Annotated in this window: 20 protein-coding genes; 16 read left to right on the top strand and 4 right to left on the bottom strand. The window is 63.0% G+C overall.

Going from position 1 to position 19,199, the window contains the following annotated elements:
- Window positions 1–8 precede the first annotated feature (8 nt).
- The 12 genes from QHC78_RS09820 to QHC78_RS09765 all read left to right on the top strand — a co-directional run bounded on the left by QHC78_RS09820 (window position 9) and on the right by QHC78_RS09765 (window position 11,748).
- Complete coding sequence (locus QHC78_RS09820) at window positions 9–485, top strand: (2Fe-2S)-binding protein (protein WP_319743931.1); 477 nt, start codon at window positions 9–11, stop codon at window positions 483–485.
- Window positions 475–1,272, top strand: a complete 798-nt coding sequence (locus QHC78_RS09815; RefSeq protein WP_319743929.1) for an SRPBCC family protein — start codon at window positions 475–477, stop codon at window positions 1,270–1,272. The genes QHC78_RS09820 and QHC78_RS09815 overlap by 11 nt, the downstream gene beginning before the upstream one ends.
- 277 nt (window positions 1,273–1,549) lie before the next feature.
- Window positions 1,550–2,293: a class II aldolase/adducin family protein gene (locus QHC78_RS09810; RefSeq protein WP_319743927.1), complete on the top strand. Its 744-nt coding sequence runs from the start codon at window positions 1,550–1,552 to the stop codon at window positions 2,291–2,293.
- 21 nt (window positions 2,294–2,314) lie between these two features.
- Window positions 2,315–2,788, top strand: a complete 474-nt coding sequence (locus QHC78_RS09805; protein ID WP_319743925.1) for a (2Fe-2S)-binding protein — start codon at window positions 2,315–2,317, stop codon at window positions 2,786–2,788.
- A gap of 18 nt (window positions 2,789–2,806) precedes the next feature.
- Entirely contained in the window at window positions 2,807–3,661 is an 855-nt protein-coding gene (locus QHC78_RS09800; RefSeq protein WP_319744887.1) for an FAD binding domain-containing protein, read from the top strand.
- Window positions 3,658–6,120 carry a xanthine dehydrogenase family protein molybdopterin-binding subunit gene (locus QHC78_RS09795; protein ID WP_319743923.1) on the top strand — a complete coding sequence of 821 codons (2,463 nt, stop codon included), beginning with the start codon at window positions 3,658–3,660 and terminating at the stop codon, window positions 6,118–6,120. Before QHC78_RS09800 ends, QHC78_RS09795 begins: the two co-directional genes overlap by 4 nt.
- Before the next feature lie 7 nt (window positions 6,121–6,127).
- Window positions 6,128–6,742, top strand: coding sequence for an SRPBCC family protein (locus QHC78_RS09790; protein ID WP_319743922.1), 615 nt, complete (start codon window positions 6,128–6,130; stop codon window positions 6,740–6,742).
- A gap of 111 nt (window positions 6,743–6,853) precedes the next feature.
- The gene (locus tag QHC78_RS09785; RefSeq protein ID WP_319743920.1) at window positions 6,854–7,747 is read left to right on the top strand and encodes a LysR family transcriptional regulator; all 894 of its coding nucleotides are present in this window, start codon (window positions 6,854–6,856) and stop codon (window positions 7,745–7,747) included.
- 233 nt (window positions 7,748–7,980) lie between these two features.
- Entirely contained in the window at window positions 7,981–8,961 is a 981-nt protein-coding gene (locus tag QHC78_RS09780; RefSeq protein ID WP_319743918.1) for a Bug family tripartite tricarboxylate transporter substrate binding protein, read from the top strand.
- A gap of 38 nt (window positions 8,962–8,999) precedes the next feature.
- Window positions 9,000–9,545, top strand: a complete 546-nt coding sequence (locus QHC78_RS09775; protein WP_319743916.1) for a cupin domain-containing protein — start codon at window positions 9,000–9,002, stop codon at window positions 9,543–9,545.
- Window positions 9,538–10,611, top strand: a complete 1,074-nt coding sequence (locus tag QHC78_RS09770) for an NAD(P)-dependent oxidoreductase (RefSeq protein WP_319744885.1) — start codon at window positions 9,538–9,540, stop codon at window positions 10,609–10,611. Before QHC78_RS09775 ends, QHC78_RS09770 begins: the two co-directional genes overlap by 8 nt.
- A 135-nt stretch (window positions 10,612–10,746) precedes the next feature.
- Window positions 10,747–11,748 (top strand): Bug family tripartite tricarboxylate transporter substrate binding protein, encoded by a 1,002-nt coding sequence (locus QHC78_RS09765; RefSeq protein WP_319743914.1) that lies wholly within the window; start codon window positions 10,747–10,749, stop codon window positions 11,746–11,748.
- A gap of 76 nt (window positions 11,749–11,824) precedes the next feature.
- Here the strand turns inward: QHC78_RS09765 and QHC78_RS09760 are convergent, their stop codons facing one another.
- The 4 genes from QHC78_RS09760 to QHC78_RS09745 all read right to left on the bottom strand — a co-directional run bounded on the left by QHC78_RS09760 (window position 11,825) and on the right by QHC78_RS09745 (window position 15,535).
- On the bottom strand, window positions 11,825–12,589 hold the full coding sequence (locus QHC78_RS09760; RefSeq protein WP_319743912.1) for a maleate cis-trans isomerase family protein: 765 nt from the start codon (window positions 12,587–12,589) through the stop codon (window positions 11,825–11,827).
- A 2-nt stretch (window positions 12,590–12,591) separates the two neighbouring features.
- On the bottom strand, window positions 12,592–13,557 hold the full coding sequence (locus QHC78_RS09755; RefSeq protein ID WP_319743910.1) for a Bug family tripartite tricarboxylate transporter substrate binding protein: 966 nt from the start codon (window positions 13,555–13,557) through the stop codon (window positions 12,592–12,594).
- Window positions 13,558–13,628: 71 nt separating this feature from the next.
- The gene (locus QHC78_RS09750; RefSeq protein ID WP_319743908.1) at window positions 13,629–14,849 is read right to left on the bottom strand and encodes an FAD-dependent oxidoreductase; all 1,221 of its coding nucleotides are present in this window, start codon (window positions 14,847–14,849) and stop codon (window positions 13,629–13,631) included.
- Window positions 14,850–14,866: 17 nt separating this feature from the next.
- Entirely contained in the window at window positions 14,867–15,535 is a 669-nt protein-coding gene (locus tag QHC78_RS09745; RefSeq protein ID WP_319743906.1) for a GntR family transcriptional regulator, read from the bottom strand.
- Between the two features lie 85 nt (window positions 15,536–15,620).
- On the opposite strand from QHC78_RS09745, the gene QHC78_RS09740 reads away from it, so the two are divergent.
- The 4 genes from QHC78_RS09740 to QHC78_RS09725 are packed head-to-tail and all read left to right on the top strand — an operon-like array spanning window position 15,621 to window position 19,188.
- Window positions 15,621–15,842, top strand: coding sequence for a hypothetical protein (locus QHC78_RS09740; protein ID WP_319743904.1), 222 nt, complete (start codon window positions 15,621–15,623; stop codon window positions 15,840–15,842).
- A complete protein-coding gene (locus QHC78_RS09735; protein WP_319743902.1) occupies window positions 15,835–17,193 on the top strand; it encodes an amidase in 1,359 nt (452 codons plus the stop codon). Before QHC78_RS09740 ends, QHC78_RS09735 begins: the two co-directional genes overlap by 8 nt.
- A gap of 6 nt (window positions 17,194–17,199) precedes the next feature.
- Window positions 17,200–18,396 carry a CaiB/BaiF CoA transferase family protein gene (locus QHC78_RS09730; protein WP_319743900.1) on the top strand — a complete coding sequence of 399 codons (1,197 nt, stop codon included), beginning with the start codon at window positions 17,200–17,202 and terminating at the stop codon, window positions 18,394–18,396.
- A 9-nt stretch (window positions 18,397–18,405) separates the two neighbouring features.
- Window positions 18,406–19,188: an enoyl-CoA hydratase gene (locus QHC78_RS09725; protein ID WP_319743898.1), complete on the top strand. Its 783-nt coding sequence runs from the start codon at window positions 18,406–18,408 to the stop codon at window positions 19,186–19,188.
- Window positions 19,189–19,199: the final 11 nt, after the last annotated feature.

The following is a 19,199-nucleotide window of genomic DNA, read 5'->3' as shown; positions in this document are numbered from 1 at the left end:
GAAGCATCATGAGCAAGCACCTGATCGAGGTCACCGTCAACGGCGAAAAGCACAGCGTCGAAGTGCCGGCACGCCGCCTGTTGTCGGACTTCCTGCGCGACGACCTGACCCTGACCGGCACCAAGCGCGGCTGCGAAACCGGCATTTGCGGCGCCTGTTCGGTCCTCGTGGATGGGGAAGTGGTCAAGTCCTGCCTCTCGCTGGCGGTGCAGGCCAATGGGCGCAGCATTACCACCGTCGAGGGCCTGTGCCAGGGCGGCCAATTGCATCCGCTGCAGCAGAGCTTCATGGAATGCGGCGGCCTGCAGTGCGGCTATTGCACGCCCGGCATGTTGATGGCCGCCTGCCATTTGCTGGCTTGCAATCCGCATCCCACCGCGGACGAGGTCCGCGAAGGACTGAACGGCAACCTGTGCCGTTGCACCGGCTATGCCCAGATCGTCGAGTCCATTCTCGACGCTTCGGAGAAAATGCGTGGAAATTGAAAAAGTCTTAACCGTGGCGGCCCCGGTCGCCAAAGTCTGGGAGATGTTGCTGGACCCCACGGTCATGGCCAGCTGCGTGCCGGGCATGAAATCCATCGAAGTGATCAGCGACGATGAATATAACGCCGTCATTCACGTCAAGATCAGCTTCATCAGCGCGAAGTTCAAGCTCAAGACCCGCATCGTCGAGCGCCGTGCGCCTAATTACCTGCGCGCCGAAGGCACCGGCGAGGACGCCTCGGTGGCCAGCTCGCTCAAGCAGCAGAGCGAAATCTTCCTGACCGAGCTGCCCGACGGACAGACCGAGCTGCGCACCAAGGTTAAGGTCGATGTCCTCGGCCGACTGGGTACATTCGGCTTGAGCGTGATGAAAACCAAGGCGGACCGGATGTGGGAAGAGTTCAGCCAGAACCTCGCCGACCGGTTGGGCGGAAAGGTGCCGGCTGGCGTCCCCCAGGCCATCGTCGTGCGAGGGGCGTCGGCAACCGCATCCGCGTCCGCGGCTCCGCCGACGCCTGCACCTGCTCCGGCGTCCACGTCGGCCCCTGCGGCAGCATCGTCGTTCGCACCGGCTGCCGAGCCGCTGCAGGGCAGCGTCAACGGCACCCCGGTCTCGCGCGGGGTTCCCCAGGCAGGATGGCTATCGCGCCTGCTCGGCCGGACGCCCGCCGGCGCCGCCGGCGTGATTCGCGTCGAGCTGCGGCGGGGAGAGACATCGTTGAAAGTCGATTGGCCGGTAGAGGGCGCCAAGGAATGCGCCGATTGGCTGCGAGATGTGCTGAAGTAACGCCCTCGGGGACGCTGAGCCGCGACAAGCAACTAATACGAGAAAAGTCTTAGTTGCTTGTCGATTTAGTATTGGACGCGACCTGTCCGGCTCCCGCAGAATTCCTCCATCCAGCGTCCTCGTATCTCTCGTCGTTTTCGCTTCGAACAAGGCGGCACAACGCGTCTGAGGCTTTCACGACCTATCGGGATCGGTGCTGCGCCCTGTGATCAGGCTGGCGCAGTTCGTACGCTGTCCGACGGTAGCAATGCGAAACCTCTAGAAGACGATCTCTCTGATGACTTCAGTACAACCAATCACGGCGTTGCTTGACGAGCTTGCGCGCGCTTGCCGCATTCTGGAGATGGAAGGACATGGCGATCTTTCTCTGGGGCACCTGTCTCTTCGGGACCCGGAGGGCCGCGGTTTTTGGATGAAACGGAACAGGATAGGTCTCGGGGAAGTATGCGGCCCGGAGGATTTCGTTCTGGTGACGTTCGACGGGGAAAAAATCGCAGGTGAAGGCGGCCGGCATTCCGAATGGCCCATACATTCGGAAATCTTCAAGATGCGGCCCGATGTAAACGTGGTTGCGCATACGCATCCCTTCTACGGTTGCGTGCTTTCCGCATCGACGGAGCCTTTGAGGCCGTTTACGCTGGATGCCGACTATTTTCTCGAAGTTCCTCGCCACAGCGACGACGTTGCACTGATCACTCAAGTCGATGAGGGCCTTGCGCTGGCCAAGGCGCTCGGGCCGCACTTCGCGGTGCTGATGAGCAACCATGGCGTTACTTTCTGCGGCACGTCCATCGAGCACGCCACCTGCATAGGCGTGTTCCTCGAGAAGGCTGCGCGCGCGCACATCGTGGGCGCGAGCGCAGGCTTTCAGGCTTCGATGCCAACACCTGCTATTCGGGCTCGCCGCAATGCGCAGATCATGAGTCCCGTACATATCGAGCATTCCTGGAATTACTTTTGCCGCAAGTTGGCCGCCAGGAGCCCTTCAGCCGATAAACCCCAGCCCGTGTTTCATAGCTGACGGAACCAGTGCGAGAAGATCATGACCATTAATGTTTCCTTGTCAGTCAATGGCAAAACGGTCAGCCGCGAGGTGGACGATCACACCCTGCTAGTGCATTACATCCGGGAGCATCTTGGTCTGACCGGGACGCATGTCGGATGCGACACGGCGCAATGTGGCGCCTGTACAGTTTTGCGCGACGGCCGCGCCGTGAAAAGCTGCAACCAGCTCGCCGCAATGGCTGCGGGATGCGAAATCACCACTATCGAAGGCATCGCCTCCGCGCCCGACAGACTACATCCCGTGCAAGAGGCTTTTCGGCAGCACCACGGCCTCCAATGCGGCTATTGCACGCCGGGTATGGTCATGAGCGCGCTGGATCTGCTGAAAAGCAATCCCCATCCCACCGAGGAACAGATCGCCGAAAGCCTGGACGGGAACCTGTGCCGCTGCACGGGGTACTACAACATCGTCAAGGCCATTCACGCAGCATCCCGGCTTATGGCCGCTTGAGGGGGGCAGACGATGTTCATGTATCCCACGCAGTACAAGCGCCCCAGTTCACTGGAGGAAGCCGTCGCGCTGCTTGCCGATATGCCGGAGGCTCGGCCGGTGGCGGGAGGTCAGAGTTTGATCGCCGCGATGAAGCTTCGTTTTGCCGTACCTTCCGCAGTGATAGATCTGGGCCATTTGCCAGGACTTTCGTCCATCGAGGTCGGAACTGACGAGGTCGTCATCGGGGCCATGGTCCGCCATGCCGCGGTCGCTTCCTCGCCCGAGCTCGCGGCTACGGTCCCCGCCCTCTGCGCCTTGGCGGCAGGTATTGGCGATAGGCAGGTTCGCAACATGGGCACGATGGGCGGCTCGGTTGCCAACAACGACCCTGCAGCGGACTATCCCGCTGCAGTGCTGGCTATGAATGGCGTGGTCAACACGAATCTCCGTAGCATTGCCGCCGATGACTTTTTTCTGGGTATCTATGAAACCGCGCTGGAGCCCGGAGAACTGATTACGTCGATTGTTTACAAGGTGCCCCGTCGAGCGGCATACATAAAGTTCAAGAACCCGGCCTCGCGCTTTGCGCTTGTCGGCCTCTTCCTTGCGGACTATGGGTCAAGTGTCAGGATGGCCGTTACCGGAGCCGGCGCAGGTGTTTTCCGGCTTGTGGATATGGAAAGCGCGCTTGGGGCGAACTTTGTGCCGGAAGCGCTCGATGGCATTCCCGTCCCGCCTGACCGGCTGAGCTCGGACATTCATGCCTCTGCGGAATATCGCGCGCACCTCATCACCGTAATGGCCAAGCGGGCCGTGCAGGTGGCAATAGTCGGGCAGACCGGGCCTGCCGGGGAGTGGGCCCCCATCAGCTCAGGGAATGAACAACCATGAAAGCAGTCTATCGCGAGGGGGGCGAAGCGGAGCAGGCAATGTCGCTGGAGCGTGTCTCTGGCGTCGAGCCGTCCAGTGTGCGGGGCACCCAATACATCGGAAAGCCGCTGCTGCGTCCCGAAGACCGGAAACTGCTCAGTGGCCGTGCCCAGTATGTAGATGATGTGCAGCTGCGCGATATGGCATTTTGCTGTTTCCTGAGAAGTCCGCATGCGCATGCACGCATCGTTTCTATCGATACAGATGCGGCCGAGGCATTGCCCGGAGTTCTTAAGGTGATAACCGCCAAGGACTGGACTGAATCCGGATTGGGTGAGCTGACGGTGGTGCATCCCATGCCGTTCAGCGATGGCAGGCCCATGAATACGGCGACGAGACCCGCTTTCGCCAAGGACAAAGTCCGGCATGTCGGCGACATCGTGGCGGCCGTCATTGCGGAGTCGCGTGACATCGCCTTGCAGGGTGTCGAGTCGATAATCGTGGAGTTTGAAGCGCTGCCGGCGGTGTCTGACGTGTCGCGCGCGCTCGATCCCGACGCTCCGCTGGTGCACGAGCAGTTCGGTACCAATGCCGTGTTCGAGGTCAGGAAAGGCGACGAAGCGGAAACCTTGGCCGCATTGGCCGCCGCGCATCACGTTACCGAGCTGGTCTTGCCAAGCAATCGGCTGGCGCCCAGCCCCATCGAGCCGCGTTCGTATGTTTGTAGCTACGACGCGGCGGACGACCGGTACACGCTCTGGGCCCCGACCCAGCAGCCGCACTATCTTCGCCGGTGGCTGGCCGTTTACGCGTTATTCATCCCGGAACACAAACTGCAAGTCATTTCGCCGGCGGTCGGCGGCAGCTTCGGCATCAAGGGAAACTTTCCTGTCGAGGTGTCGACCGTAGTGTGGGCTTCTCGGCTTATCGGCCGTCCGGTCAAATGGACCGCTACCCGATCCGAAGCGCTGATGTCCGATACCCAGGCCCGGGACCACTATACGACGGCGCGCATGGGTTTCAGCGCGGACGGACAGATCGTTGCGCTATACGTCGACACCGTGGCTGCGCTGGGTGGCTACTTGAGCAACTTCGCACCCAGCATTCCGGGGAACTCCTACCCGCAGACGATCACGGGCCTGTATCGAACGCCTAAGCTGTTTCTTCGCGTTCGCGGCGCCTATACCAACACTGTTCCTGTCGATGCTTACCGCGGCTCGGGCCGACCCGAGGCTTGCTGGGTCAACGAACGGCTGCTCGAGAATGGCGCGCGTGAGCTGGGCATCGATGTCGTCGAAATCCGCAAGCGCAACATGATCAACGCGGAAGACTTTCCCTATCGCACCTTAGCCGGCCGCACCTACGATAGTGGCAATCCGACGCAGTTGTTCAGGAAGCTGCTCGATATCGCCGACTACGACGGTCTACGGCGCCGCCAAGCGGAGCTGCGCCGCCAGGGGCAGCTGATGGGTATTGGCCTGGCATGCTTTCTGGACAAGGCAGGTACGGGCCCGAGCGCAAATCTGGCGTCTAGAGGCGGGTTGCACGGAGGCTATGAAAGTGCGGTGGTTCGGGTACATAGCGATGGCCGGGCGACCGTGATGGCCGGTACGCATTGCCATGGACAGGGTCATCGGATCACCTACGCGGCCATCGCGGCGCAGCAGCTGGGCATTCCCGTGGAGCACGTGGACGTTCTTGAAGGTGACACCGACAAGGTGCCATTCGGCAACGGTACGTGGGGCGGGCGGTCGACCTCCGTCGCGGGCAGCGCGATTCTGAAGGCGGCGACGGAGGTGATTCACAAGGCGACGCGCCTAGCCGCTCATCTGCTGGGTTGCGCTGTTGATGAGCTTGTCTACGAAGCGTCGGTGTTCCGCGTGCCTGGCACCGATAAATCGATCACCTTCGCCCGGGTCGCTGATGTCATTTATCACGCAGCGAACCTGCCCCAGGACGGCTCAATTACTCCAGGGCTGGAAGCGACCGCCTTCTATGATCCTCCCGATTCGAACGATCCGCAGGCGATGCATCTTGCCGTAGTCATGGTGGACCCTGAAACCGGTGTAGTACGGTGTACCGATTACTTCACTGCGGATGATTGCGGCACGATCATCAATCCCATGATCGTCGAGGGGCAAGTGCATGGAGGGCTGGCGCAAGGCCTGGGCCAGGCGCTGCTCGAGCAGGTAGTCTACGACCATGACACCGGACAACTGATATCCGGTAGCTTCACGGACTACGCTATGCCCCGCGCCGATAACATGCCGCGGCTTACCACCACCTTTCTCGAGACGCCGGCGCCGAGCAATCCGCTCGGAGTCAAGGGGGGGAGCGAGAGTGGTGCGATAGGTCCGCCCGCCGCCATAGGCAACGCCGTGGTTGACGCGTTATGGGACCATGGGGTCAAGCACATACCTACGCCCCTGACCTCCGAAAAGGTGTGGCAGGCGATCCGGCAAGCCAGGATGGAGAAGTAGAGGCAAGATGGAACTAAAAGGCGACCAAGTCATTCTCCAGACCCAGGAGCGCGTTTGGCAGGCGCTCAATGATCCCGCGGTGCTCAAGCAATGTATTACTGGCTGCGAGTCCATGGAAGCGGTATCCCCTACCGAGTACAAGGCGGTCATCATGGCCGTCGTCGGACCGGTAAAGGCGCGCTTCAGTGGCAAGCTCACCATTGCTGAAGCTGTGCCGCCGCAATCGTATTCGCTGAGCTTTCAAGGTAGCGGGGGAGTCGCCGGCTTCGGCAAAGGCGATGCTGCGGTTTCGCTTTCGCCAGAAGGCAAGGGTACCCGTCTCTCGTATAGGGCCAATGTGCACGTGGGCGGTAAGCTGGCGCAGATCGGCTCTCGTCTTATCGAAGGTGTCGGCAGGAAGCTTGCGGAGGATTTTTTCGCGACCTTCAACCAGCTGGTGGGAGACCCCGCTCTCGCCGGAGCCCCGGCCGTCGCGGAGGAGGCCGTTCCCGTAGCACGCGAGCGATCCCCGTCAAAACCCGTGCGGGGCGGAGCGATACAGGGCCTGCTGTCCAAGCCGTGGGCATGGGCGATTGGAGCCGTGGCCGTTGTGGTCGTTGGAGTGGTCGTGACGATCATCTAGGGGGCAGCGCGGCTGTCTCGGTCTTCAAGCTGGCAGCACCTTGAAACCCATGCAGGCCGGAGATCTATATAGAATCCAACTAAGACGCAGTGCGACTTATTTGAGAAAACTATGGATTTCCGACGATTACAGTATTTCATCGTGCTGGCGGAGGAGCTGAGTTTCACCAAGGCCGCACGGCGGCTGAATATGAGTCAGCCGCCGTTGAGCCAGCAGATCAAGATGCTGGAAGCCGAGCTCGGCGCGCTGCTTTTCCAGCGGACAAAACGCTCAGTGAACTTGACGCCTGCGGGACGTGAGCTCTACGAGCAAGTGAAACCCTGGCTCGCGGACCTCACCGCTATTGCCAATAGAGTACGCCGCATCAGCCAGGGCGAAGAGGGCCAACTGCACGTCACTTGCAGTTTCTCTACGGCGCAAGCGTTGTTGCCCAGGCTGGTGAAGAATTATCGGGAGTGCCACCCCAACATTGCGGTTGAAGTGTTGGAGATGCCGATGGGCATGCAGGTGGATGCCATCATCAAAGGTATTGTCGACGTCGGCGTGATGAGGCTGCCCGTCGATCAGACCTACCTGACCACGATGCCTTTGTATGACGAGGCTCTCATGGTCGCATTGCCCGTGTCCCATCCGCTGGCGTCAAGAAAGGCAGTCTCGCTTCTGGACTTGAAGAACGAAGTATTCCTTAAGGCGTCGAGGCACTCAGCCGCGTTGTTCGAGTCGATTGAAGCAATATGCCGCCGGGCAGGCTTTCAGGCCAAGGTGGCTCAAGTGTCCTCCAACCTCAATACGGCGTTAGGGTTTGTGGGCGTGGAGATGGGGATTGCGCTCATTCCGGAATCCATGCATTGGGCCAGGCCTGATGGTGTCGCCTATGTCGCGTTGAAGAACTCGCCGCGCTCGACCGTCGGGGCCGTGTGGCGGCGCGACAATGAGTCTCCCGCAGTGCAGTTGTTCGTCGACGCGGCGCGAGAGCTGGCGCTGGAAAACAGCCTGTCGGCCTGACGGACGGAAGGACCGGCGGCCGCGTTGCTGTTTTGTGCATCGCGGTGCGATCTAAGACGATAAGCGTATAAGTTGCGCATCGAAGATGTATTGGACGTGACGATTCAGCGACAGCCATAATGGCCTGAGTCGACCAAGTGAGCCTTCGCGGATCGAGACGTATCCTCAAGCCGGGCGCCGCGTGGGAGATGCTATCGAGTATTGCTTCGCCGTTCATCTGCTTCGGGTCCGCTATGTCTCGCTATGTCGTCTCTTTCGTTGCCTGGCTCCTGGCTGCATCAGCGCTCTGGGTTGCGCCGTCCGGGGCCGCAGACCAATTCCCTTCACGGGCGGTCAAGCTGGTTGTGCCGTTTCCCCCGGCAGGCAGCGGCGATGTGATCGCCCGGCTATTGTCAGAGCGCCTGACTCCCATGTGGGGGGTACCCGTCGTCGTCGAGAACAAGCCAGGCGCGGCGGCGATGATAGGCGCCGATGTCGTCGCGAAGGCGCAGCCTGATGGGCATACGCTGCTCGTGATCCCGAACAATATTCAGACGATCAACCCCGCACTCTACCGCTCGATGCCGTTCGACGCCCGCCGGGCGTTCCGGTCGATCACGCTCATCGGTAACACCCCTTTCGTTCTAGTGGCCGGTCCGAGCGTCAAGGCGGCGACGGTCAGTGAACTCATCGTCGAGGCAAAGGGCCGATCGAACGGGATGACCTACGCCTCATCGGGCGTCGGCAGTGTGCAGCACTTGGCCGGTGAACTGTTTCGCTCCCTGACCGGGCTTGCGCTGGTGCACGTGCCCTACAAGGGCGGGGCACCTGCCGTGGTGGACCTCGTGAGCGGCCAAGTGGACATCCAGTTCGGCGCCGCGACTGCCGTGGTCCCCCACGTGCGCAGCGGCAAGCTCAAGGCACTTGCAGTGACCGGGCAGCAGCGAACCTCCCTGCTGCCAGACGTCCCGACCATGATCGAGGCCGGCATAGCGGGTTATGTCAGCGAGCCATGGATCGGATTGGCGGCTCCCGCGAATACTCCCGACGATGTCGTGGAAAAGGTGAACCGGGATGTAAGAGCCGCCATGGTGGATCCGAACGTCGCCCGGACGCTGGCAGAACAGGGGGTGGACGTTGCCACTACCTCAGGCGAGGAGCTCGACGCCCGCATCGAGCGGGAGGCAAGGCAGTGGGCCAAGATCATCGCGGAGGCAGGTATCCGGGGGGATTGATTGCCTCGGGACTGCCGGAACAAACAAAGGGGCACCGAATGGAAAACACGCAAACTTCCTCAGACATTCCTGGTGGAAAGCACCTGCTCAGCACAAATGACGACTACATAGCGGCCTTCACGGCGCTTTATCGCGGCGATAAGCCAACGTTCTTTACGGTGGCCGGCCCGTTGCCCAAAATCGGGCGCACCGACACTGCGTTGGCCGCTACGCCGAACCTGACGGTGATCCTGAAGTGCTACGCCGCCTCGGGGGAGAATACGCTGCATGCCCATACCACCGAGGACCATGTATTTATCGTCTTGCAGGGCGAGGTCAACTTCTACGGACCCAACGACGAGGTCCGGACTTTCGGGCCTATGCATGGCGTGATGCTTCCTGCTGGCTCCTTCTATCGTTTTCGTGCCTCAGAAGGGGAGCCATTGGTCATGCTGCGCATCGGCTGTGCCGCGCAAGAGGGGGGCAATATGTTCGCCAGGATAGGCATAGACGGCAAGCAAATGGATGGCAACTCGGCCGAGAACAAGCATGTGGAGCCGGTCTTGTCCGGTCTGTCATTCGGACCGTCCCGTGAAAATGCCTGAAAGAGGGTTGCCGCTCGAGGTGAGTCCCGGAAGACCACGCTCCGTTTTTCTTGTTCGCGACCACACGATGGACGGCTTGCTGGACACCATTGCTTCCGAGCTTGCTGCGCGAGGTGTCGAGGTCATCCGCGGTCCTGCCAACACACCGGGGGTGGTGGTCCCGCTGCCGCCCGAGACGGTACAGAACGATCTGCGTCGGGCAGACGTTGCAATGTTCAGTTCCCGATGGCGTTGCGACCGCCAGACGTTATCGGCTTTGCCGCGATTGAAAGGAATCGTCAACGCGACAATCGGCCTGGAGACGGTCGACCTCGAGGCGGCCGACGAGATGGGGATCATCGTCGGGCACGGCGGTGCTCCCGAACATGTCCTGAGCATGGCCGAAGCAGCCATCATGCTAATGATGAACCTCATGTACGGTCTACGGCAGTCCGAACGGTTGATGTCAACTTGGCGGCCGGCGGACCCCGAAGAGGGGCCGCACGCAAACATGTTGTTTGGCGCCACCATCGGCATCGTGGGTCTTGGACGGATCGGACGGGCCGTCGTGGACCGCCTGCTGCCCTTCGGGGTGAAGTTGCTTGCCTATAGCCCTCGCGCAGAACGTAGTCAAATCCCCGACGCCGTAACACTCGTGGACTTGGCGACGTTGATGCGCGAGTCCGATCTCGTCGGGGTATTCATTGCGGTGCGGCCCGACAACAAAAGGCTGATCAACGCCGACGCCATCGCCTTGATGAAGCGCAGCGCCTATCTTGTGAATGTCGCACGAGGCGATGCTATCGACGAGCCTGCTCTTATTGCGGCATTGCGCGATCGGCGCATTGCGGGCGCTGCCCTCGATACCTTTGCAACCGAACCGCTTCCCCAGGATAGCGAGCTGCGGAGCTTGCCCAATGTGATCCTTACCCCTCACATCGTGGGGCACACTCGGCAGAGCATCGACGCCGTTATTCGCGTGGCAGTGGAAAACATTCTCAATGTGCTAGAAGGGCGCCTGCCCAGCATCTGCAAGAACCCGCACGTTGAACCGGTCTGGAGGCGTCGGTCCGAGGCTGCTCTCTAGCGCGAGTGCCCATTGGTGAACGCCCCAATCAAGACAAAATTCAAGAACGGCCAAAGAGCTTTGTATTGGAACCCTTGTCTGGCAGCTCTGGCATCTGCCGCTATTCGCGGACCTTACTTTCTTGCGGGATCTGATATGTCAATTCTGAAAACCAAATTCAGTGCTTCTAAACCCGCCTTGCTGGGCGTTATCGCAGTTGCTTCGCTCGGTTTCTGTCCCTCAGTGTCGGTTGGGCAGGAGTTTCCAACCAAGCCTGTGAGGCTTATCGTCCCCTTTCCGCCAGGCGGGACGCCCGACGTCATCGCGCGTCTGCTCAGCGACAAGCTTTCGCCTATGTGGAAGCAGCCCGTCATCGTCGAACATAAGCCGGGCGCATCGAGCAATATCGGCTCGGATTTTGTTGCCAAGGCACCGCCCGATGGTCACACGCTCTTGATGGTCCCTAATAACATCCCGGCAATCAACCCGCTGGTGTTTTCGCGCATGCCTTTCAATCCTGAAAAGGATCTCGCGTCGGTGACGCTGGTCGGCATTACGCCTTTTTTGCTGGTCACCGGCCCCAGTCTCCCGGCTGACTCGGTACAGGCTGTCGTCGAAACCGCGCGCGGCCGGCCTAACGGGATCACCTACGCGTCTTCCGGTGTGGGAAGCAACCAGCATTTATTTGCTGAAATGTTGCGGTCGCTGACCGGCGCGCCCATGACCCACGTGCCGTACAAGGGAGGGCCCGCCTCCATCGTCGACGTGGTGGGAGGCGTAGTGGATATGCAGTTCGGCGCTGTTCCGTCGGTGCTTCCCCACATCCGGTCAGGTCGGCTAAAAGCGCTTGCGGTAACGGGGAGCAAGCGCGTAAAGGCTTTGCCGCAGGTGCCGACGCTGGTGGAAGCCGGAATTGCCGGTTTCGAGAATGAGGGCTGGATCGGCTTGAGCGCGCCCGCGGGTGTGCCGGCCGGAGTGCTGGAGCGAATCAATCGCGATGTGCGGGAGGTCTTGAAACGGCAGGATGTTATCGACGCATTGCTGGAACACGGCATTGAGGCGTCGACGGGTACCCCCGCGGAGATGGCGGCGCGCATCGCGGCCGAAAAAGCCAGTTGGTCGAAGGTGGTGGCCGAAGCCGGTATCCGGGCGGAATAGACAATCGTTCACCGTCAGGACAAGGGCCGCGCACCGGATGGTTACGAGCCGGCCTCTGTCCTGACTTTACCTGCGCTCAGCACTCAGCCAACAGCTTCCCAAACCCCGCTTTCCGGTCCTTCAGGCCCAGCGTGCGCAGCGCCAGCCAGTACGTGGCGACGTTCACGCCGATCAGCGGCTTGCCCAGTTCGTCCTCAAGCTCCTGCGTGATTCCCGTGACCGGCAGGTTGGTTCCAACGTGCACCAGCGCCTCCACGTCGGGATGGTCCACCGACGCGAAGCCGGCCTTGATGGCGGCCAGCGGCGTGCGCGCTACGTTGGTCGGCCCCTGGCACTTCAGCCCGTCGACCCGGACGACTTCGTAGCCGCTGGCGCGGAAGAAGCCGGCGACAAGGTCGTCGGCCGGCGGCCAGTAAGGCGTAAGGACGCCGAGCCGCCGTGGATTGCCAATTGCCTCGAGTCCCTTGAGCACCGCTACCGATGGCGTGACGAAGGGCACGCCGGCCACCTTCGCCAGTCGTTCCTGCGATGCCATTGCGCGCTGGGCGTCGCCGCGGAACGAGTGGATGGAATGACCGTGCGCGATGATGTCGGGTTCGCAGCAGGTCACCAGCCGGATCGCCTGTTCCAGGTCGCCTTCTTCGGTATCGAGCGCTTCCCGGTAGCGCGCCATATCATCGTAAGGCCGTACGGGAAGCGTCATGCGCGAGACGTGGTTGGTCACGCCGTCGACACGCATGCTTTCGTACTCAGGCTGCACGACGGTGTTGGTGGCGGGCACGATGACGCCGATTTTTGCCCGATGGCCGAGGACGTCCGGGCCTAGCGATGGGGATTGCATGATTACTCCTTGAGGTCAGCAGCTTTGACGGCATCCGTCCACAGGGCGATATCGGATTGAACGGTGGCGGCTAATTCATCGGGCCCGTCCGCTACGACGTCGACCCCCAGCGCCGCGAGGCGATCGACGAAGGCGCTGTCGCGGCCAAGCCTGCGAACCTCGTCGGCGATGCGGTTCACCACCGCGCGGGGCGTGCCCGCTGGCGCCATCAAGCCATTCCAGGTCAGTGTTTCGAAGCCTGGGTAGGTGTCGGCGATGGCAGGGACGTCGGGAAACAGGGGGGTGGGCCGGGAGCTGGAGACGGCGAGCATCCGGACGTTGCCGGCCTTGGCCTGGGGCGCGATGGCCGAGAGGTTGCCGAAGTACATGGACACTTCGCCGCCCAGCACCGCCGCCATGGCGGGGGCGTCGCCCTTGTACATGACGTGCATCATCTCCAGGCCGGTCCGCTTGAGGAACAGCGCGCCGGACAGGTGCGAGACGCTGCCCGAGCCGCCTGACGCGTAGTTGTACCGGCCGGGACTCTTCCGGACCAGTTCGACGAATTCCTTCAGGTTGGTGGCTGGCACGTTCTTGCCGATGCCCAGCGCGAAGGGGTTGCTGCCGATGTTGCTGATCGGCACGAAGTCTTTCACGGGATCGTAAGGAACCTTCTGTACCTTGGGCAGGATGGCGATGATGGGCATGGCGGCCATGAGCAGCGTGTAGCCATCGGGATCCGCGCGTTGGACGGCCTGCGCGGCGATCGAGCCGTTGGCGCCCGGCCGGTTTTCGACCACGACCGACTGGCCCAGGGACTGGGTCAGACGCTCGGCGGTCAACCGGGCGATGCCGTCGGTATTGCCGCCGGCAGCAAAGGGAACGATGACGCGAATGGAGCGTTCAGGCCAGTTGCTGGCCTGTGCGAGAAGCGGTGCGATGGCGGCGCACCAGGCAGCGGATAGTGCCAGGACGGACTTGAGTTTCATGCTGGATTCCCATGGTTGGTTATCAGGTGCTCTCGTTTGTCTCCGCCGCCTTCTGGTTGTCGGGCGTCAGGTCATTGGATCTCTTCCGCCTTGCGCAAGCTCATGATCATCGAACTCTGCAATAGGAAAGGGATGGCTGAATTCCGGTCGCTGGCCTGCCGGCGCAGTTCGTCGAAACGCTCGCGCCGCACGCCCGGGTCGCGCTCTTCGAGCAGCCGCTTGTTCCGGATGGACGTGGCCTGCACGAAGTCGATATTGGTGTTGCGGCGCTGCCGGACGTAGCGGTCGAGCAGGGTATCGTCCGCGCGGCCATGCCAGACCGCGCCAAGCTTGCCGGCGAGGTTGATGGCATCGTGCAGGCCGCCGTTCAGGCCAAAGGCGCCGAGGGGGTTGTTTACGTGGGCGGCGTCGCCGGCCAGCAGCACGCGTCCGACGCGCCAGTCCTTGGCGACGCGCTGGTGCACCCGGTAAATGCTCGCGTAAGGAACGTCGTAGTGGTCGCGCCACGGCATGAAGCCTTTCAACCGGCGTTGCACGCCGTCGCTGGAGAGCACTTCCTCGTCGGGTTCGTCCGGATCGGTGATGGGGAATACCGCGCGCCACAGTCCAGGCGGGCCGTCGTGCGGCACGCAGAAGACGGCTACCCATTCCTGGGGATCCGCAATATAGGCATTCCTGGCATAGCCATGGGCGGACAGATCGTAGTCTGTGCTCAGCACCGCGAAGCGCTCGGGCCAGGTGAATCCCTCGAACTCGGAGCCGATGGCCTTCCGGGTAAAGCTTCGGCCGCCGTCGCAGCCGATCAGCCACTTGCCTCGTATACGCAGGGTTTCACCGTCGCGGCTCGCGAACGCGGTCACGCCGCCGGCGTCTTGCTCGATACCGCTCAATGGCGTGGAGAACAGGATCTCGGTGTCGGGATACGCCAGCAGCTTGTCCAGCAGAATGCGGGCCAGCTTGTGCTGTTCGAGGTGAAGCCGGAAGGGATAAGGCGTAACATCCGCCAGCATGCCGAGGTCCCATTCCGCAACTACGCCCATTTCACGGTCGCGCACCTGCCAGTGGGGGACCTTCAGTCCTTGCTCCAGCATGGCGTCCGTGACACCGTAGGCGGCCAGCATCTCCATGGTCGGCGGATGGAAAGTGCCGGCGCGCAGGTCGTGCGTGAGCGCCGGTTCGGCTTCCAGCACCGTTACGGGAATGCCTTGGTTTGCCAGTGCGACGGCGGCGGTCAGGCCTACCGGACCGGCACCGGCGATGATGACGCGGCGCGTGGAGTCAGGACTGGGCATGGAATGCGTTGCTCCGTTCAGTTCAGCAAGGATCTGGGTAGCCGGACGATCAGGTCGGCCAGGCTCTGGGTCCCGGTGCCCGGGCTCATGTGGCGCACCATCGCCTCGAACGCGGCCTGCGAATCGTTGGCCATGACAGCGGCCAGGATCTGGCCGTGCTGTTCGTAGGACGATCGCAGGTGGCCCACCGCGGCGTAGGCATGGCGCCGGTAGACCGCCGTCTTGGCGCGCATGCGCAGGATGTCGTGACGCAGGTACGGGTTGCGCGATCCGGTATAGAGCACTTCATGGAACGCCGAGTTGTGCCCGTACCAGGCTTCCAGGTCGTCGTTGTCGACGGATACGGCGGCGGCTTCGTGGATGGAAGCCAGCTCCTGGCGTTCCTCCTCGATCATGCGTTCGCAGGCCAGCCTGGCGGCAAAGCCTTCCAGTTCCGCCAGCAGTTCCCACATCGCCACCAGCTGCTGAAGGTCCAGCTTGGCCACCACCATGCCGCCACGGGGTTGGCTGATAACGAGGCCCTGGGCTTGCAGCTGCAGAATCGCTTCCCGTACCGGGGTGCGGGAAACATCGAAGCGGCGGCTCCACTCCGCTTCGTCGATAGGGTCGCCGGGCAGCAGCGTACCGGTCCGGATGCACTCCTCCACGGCCTGGCGGATTTGTTCGCTGATTTTGTTGCTGCTCATAAATATTTCGACATCGGTTGCAAAAAATATTTTCGGCCACTATAAATATATTTAAATCGGCAGGTCAATATTTTTTGGAGCACGCATGCAAGCCGACCTCGATCCGGCGATACCCCTGAACAGAACAGGGATCCCCACCGCAGCGGGTTGCCGGGAATGGGCGGCACTTTCCGGTGTGGCGCTCGACGGCCGCGAGGCCGCGCGCATCGCGCGTGCGGTGGCGGCTCTTGCGCCAGGACCGGCCCGGCGTATCGAGGACCCGCAGTGTTTCGAGCTCCTGCTGGAAAGGCTGGCGCGGCATGACTGAGTTGCCTGCGCGCGCCGTCGATTTGTGCCTCGCAGTCGCCAGCGGCGAGGCCGATCCTGCGCAGGTTCTGCGCTCGCAGCGGCAGCGGGCGGCGGTGCTGGATGCGGCTTTCCACTGCGTGGCTCGCTGGCACGACGCGGACGGCACCCCGCCGGCGGGGCCGCTTGCCGGGCTCGGGCTTGCCCATAAGGACGTCTTCGCGACCGGCGATGGCGCCATGTGCGCCGGCCGGCCCCAGCCACTCGACCGCCCGCAGGCCCCGTCCCCGGCGTTGCAGCGTCTGCGCGCCGCCGGCGGAGTCAATCTGGCGGCGCTGGTCATGGCCGAACTCGGGTGTGGGGCCACGGGCGACAATCCTTGGGCGCCACGCCCGGTCAATCCCTGCGATGCCCGAGCGGTGGTGGGCGGGTCGTCCAGTGGATCGGCGGTGGCGGTCGCCAGCAGTCTCGCCTATGCGTCGCTAGGCACCGATACCGCGGGCTCCATACGTATTCCGGCCGCGACCTGCGGATTGGTCGGGCTCAAGCCCACTTACGGCGCGATTACCCGCGAAGGTCTGCAAGCGCTGGCGCCTTCGCTCGATACCGTAGGCGTATTGGCCCGTTGCGCCGCCGATGCGGCACTGGTACTGGCCAATGCCGCCGATGTTCCCGGCCGTGCCGGACTGCCGGCGCAAGACGCGGCGAGCCTGCTTGCGGCCTTGTCCGCGCCGCGTCGCTGGCACGTGCGCCATCACTTCCCTGTGCCCGTCATGCAAGGGCCGTGCGGACCGGCGCTGGCGGCTTTGCTGGATGCCGATCTATACAGCGACTGCGAAGCGGTCCCCCTGCCTGACTTCGCCGAGTGGACACGCCTTGCGCGCGTCATGCTGCATGTCGAGGCCACGGATACTCATATGGCGCTGCTGCGCCAGGCACCCGACAGCATCGGACCCGCGGCGCGGGCGGTGCTTCTGCCTGGGCTGGGCGTGCCTGCCATCTGGTATCGCGAAGCCGTTGCGGCGCGGCCGGCCATGCTCGCTGGCTTCCTTTCGCAAGCGTTGGGCGATGCCGACCTGCTGCTGCTTCCCGCCATGGCCCTGGGCGTGCCGGATTGGGAGGCGGTTACCCCCGGTATCAGCCGCTTCGATCGCGCGGCGCTGGACAGCCTGCATGCATGGATGCCATACGCCAACTACCTGGGGCTGCCAGCCGTCGTCTTCCCGGTGGGGCGCGACGCCGCCGGGCGGCCGCTGTGTGCCCAGGCCGTGGCCCGGCCCGGCGGCGAGGCCACGCTGCTTGCCTTCGTCCACCATTGGGAACATCTGCACGGTGTGCCGCCCTTCTCCTTGCCGACTCCCTCACTCGCATAGCCATCCATGCCCAAGATCACCGCGTCCACTGCCTTGTCCCGCTTTCGGGTGCTCGACCTGTCGCGCGTGCGCGCCGGTCCGACCTGCGTGCGCATGCTTGCCGACTTCGGCGCGGACGTCATTCGCATCGAGCCGCCCCCAGGCGTCGATCCAAACGAAGCGATGTTCGCTGCGGACCGCCTGGGAGGTGATTTCCAGAACCTGAATCGCAACAAGCGTTCGCTTACGCTCAATCTCAAGAAGCCGAGGGGATTGGAGGTCATCCGCCGCCTGGTGGCTGAGGCGGACGTCGTTGTCGAGAACTGGCGTCCGGATGTCAAGGGCCGGCTCGGACTCGACTACGAATCCCTCAAGGCCATCAATCCGCGCATCATTCTGGCCAGCATTTCCGGATTCGGGCAGGACGGGCCCTATGCGAAGCGGCCCGGGTTTGACCAGATCGTGCAGGGCATGGGCGGACTGATGTCGGTGACGGGGCATCCAGGTCAGGGTCCCGTGCGGGCAGGGCTGGCGGTGGCCGACTCCAGCTCCGGGCTGTATGCCGCCCTCGGCATTCTGACGGCGCTGCTCGAGCGCGAAGTGTCCGGCCAAGGGCAATGGCTGCATGTAAACCTGCTTCATGCGCAGATCGCGATGATGGATTTCCAGGTGGCCCGGTATGTGAACGACGGCGACTTGCCGGTGCAGGTTGGCAACGACCATCCGACCAGCAGCCCCATGGGGCTGTTCCAGGCCAGCGACGGTTACTTCAACCTGGGAGCATCGGGCGAGGGCAGTTGGGAGCGCTTTTGCCACGCGATCGAACGTCCGCAGTGGTTGTCGGACCCCGACTACGCGACCGAGAAACTTCGAGTCAGGCACCGTGCACGGCTCAACGCCGAGATCCAGGAGATCTTCATCGCGCGTCCGGTGGCGTACTGGGTGGACCTGCTCAACCGCCACAGCGTGCCCGCGGGGCCCGTCTATACCGTGCCTCAGGTCCTGGAGGACGAGCAAGTGCGCCATCTGGGCGTCATCGCCAGCGCGCCCACGCCCCAGGGGCCGGAGCGCCATTTCATTACCCAGCCCGTGGTGCTGGCGCGCACGCCGGCACAAGTGGCGCGCGCGGCGCCGGACTGGGGCGAGCACAGCGAAGAGATCCTGCGCGAATTAGGGTACGGCCCCTGCGAGATCGCGGCCTTGCGCGCCGACGGCGTTATTTGAGGAGCAGGGATGAGTACCGTAGACATCCAGGTCAACGCGGGCATCGCGCGCATCACGCTTTCCAATCCGCGGCGCTATAACGCCATGAGTTTTGGCATGTGGCAAGCCTTGGCCGATGCGGCGCGCGACCTGGCCATGCGCCATGACGTGCGCGTGGTCGTGCTGCGTGGGGACGGCGAGCGGGCCTTCGTATCCGGTGCCGACATTTCGGAATTCGAAGACCGCCGCAGCGATGCCGGCGCGGCGGGCGACTACAACGACGCCGTGGCCCGGGCGCAAGACGGGCTCTGCGCCCTGCCCAAGCCCGTCATCGCCAACATCCACGGTGTCTGCATGGGCGGGGGCATCGGCCTGGCCCTAGCGTGCGACCTGCGGTATTGCGCACGCGACGCTCGCTGGCGCATGCCGGCGGCACGGCTCGGCCTGGGTTACGGCTACCAGGGCATGCGCCGGGTGGTGGAGGTCATCGGCAGCGCCCGGGCAGCCGAACTGTTCTTCACCGCGCGCACCTTCGACGGTGACGAGGCCGCCCGCATCGGCCTGGTGCACCAGGTCTATGAGGCTGCGGAACTGGACGCCGCTGTCGATGCCATTGCGGCGCAGATCGCTGCCAACGCGCCGTTGACGATCGAGGCGGCCAAGATGGCGATCGGCCTGTGCGCCGGCCATCCGGGGGAGTCCGACCTGGCACGCATCGACGCCGCCGTCCAGCGCTGTTTCGATAGCGAGGACTACGTCGAAGGGCGGCGCGCTTTCATGGAAAAGCGCCCCCCTCGTTTTCGCGGCCGCTGACCCGCGGCCCT

The sequence above is a fragment of the Pigmentiphaga sp. genome, from assembly GCF_033795525.1.
Classification (GTDB): domain Bacteria; phylum Pseudomonadota; class Gammaproteobacteria; order Burkholderiales; family Burkholderiaceae_B; genus Pigmentiphaga.
The sequence above is the reverse complement of the archived record's forward strand: the minus strand, read 5'-3'. Positions and strand labels throughout refer to the sequence as shown.

Excerpts from the sequence above, each read along its gene's own strand:
- QHC78_RS09820 (WP_319743931.1), top strand. The coding sequence starts at position 9 with ATGAGCAAGCACCTGATCGAGGTCACCGTCAACGGCGAAAAGCACAGC.
- QHC78_RS09810 (WP_319743927.1), top strand. The coding sequence starts at position 1,550 with ATGACTTCAGTACAACCAATCACGGCGTTGCTTGACGAGCTTGCGCGC.
- QHC78_RS09805 (WP_319743925.1), top strand. The coding sequence starts at position 2,315 with ATGACCATTAATGTTTCCTTGTCAGTCAATGGCAAAACGGTCAGCCGC.
- QHC78_RS09800 (WP_319744887.1), top strand. The coding sequence starts at position 2,807 with ATGTATCCCACGCAGTACAAGCGCCCCAGTTCACTGGAGGAAGCCGTC.
- QHC78_RS09795 (WP_319743923.1), top strand. The coding sequence starts at position 3,658 with ATGAAAGCAGTCTATCGCGAGGGGGGCGAAGCGGAGCAGGCAATGTCG.
- QHC78_RS09790 (WP_319743922.1), top strand. The coding sequence starts at position 6,128 with ATGGAACTAAAAGGCGACCAAGTCATTCTCCAGACCCAGGAGCGCGTT.
- QHC78_RS09785 (WP_319743920.1), top strand. The coding sequence starts at position 6,854 with ATGGATTTCCGACGATTACAGTATTTCATCGTGCTGGCGGAGGAGCTG.
- QHC78_RS09780 (WP_319743918.1), top strand. The coding sequence starts at position 7,981 with ATGTCTCGCTATGTCGTCTCTTTCGTTGCCTGGCTCCTGGCTGCATCA.
- QHC78_RS09775 (WP_319743916.1), top strand. The coding sequence starts at position 9,000 with ATGGAAAACACGCAAACTTCCTCAGACATTCCTGGTGGAAAGCACCTG.
- QHC78_RS09770 (WP_319744885.1), top strand. The coding sequence starts at position 9,538 with ATGCCTGAAAGAGGGTTGCCGCTCGAGGTGAGTCCCGGAAGACCACGC.
- QHC78_RS09765 (WP_319743914.1), top strand. The coding sequence starts at position 10,747 with ATGTCAATTCTGAAAACCAAATTCAGTGCTTCTAAACCCGCCTTGCTG.
- QHC78_RS09760 (WP_319743912.1), bottom strand. The coding sequence starts at position 12,589 with ATGCAATCCCCATCGCTAGGCCCGGACGTCCTCGGCCATCGGGCAAAA.
- QHC78_RS09755 (WP_319743910.1), bottom strand. The coding sequence starts at position 13,557 with ATGAAACTCAAGTCCGTCCTGGCACTATCCGCTGCCTGGTGCGCCGCC.
- QHC78_RS09750 (WP_319743908.1), bottom strand. The coding sequence starts at position 14,849 with ATGCCCAGTCCTGACTCCACGCGCCGCGTCATCATCGCCGGTGCCGGT.
- QHC78_RS09745 (WP_319743906.1), bottom strand. The coding sequence starts at position 15,535 with ATGAGCAGCAACAAAATCAGCGAACAAATCCGCCAGGCCGTGGAGGAG.
- QHC78_RS09740 (WP_319743904.1), top strand. The coding sequence starts at position 15,621 with ATGCAAGCCGACCTCGATCCGGCGATACCCCTGAACAGAACAGGGATC.
- QHC78_RS09735 (WP_319743902.1), top strand. The coding sequence starts at position 15,835 with ATGACTGAGTTGCCTGCGCGCGCCGTCGATTTGTGCCTCGCAGTCGCC.
- QHC78_RS09730 (WP_319743900.1), top strand. The coding sequence starts at position 17,200 with ATGCCCAAGATCACCGCGTCCACTGCCTTGTCCCGCTTTCGGGTGCTC.
- QHC78_RS09725 (WP_319743898.1), top strand. The coding sequence starts at position 18,406 with ATGAGTACCGTAGACATCCAGGTCAACGCGGGCATCGCGCGCATCACG.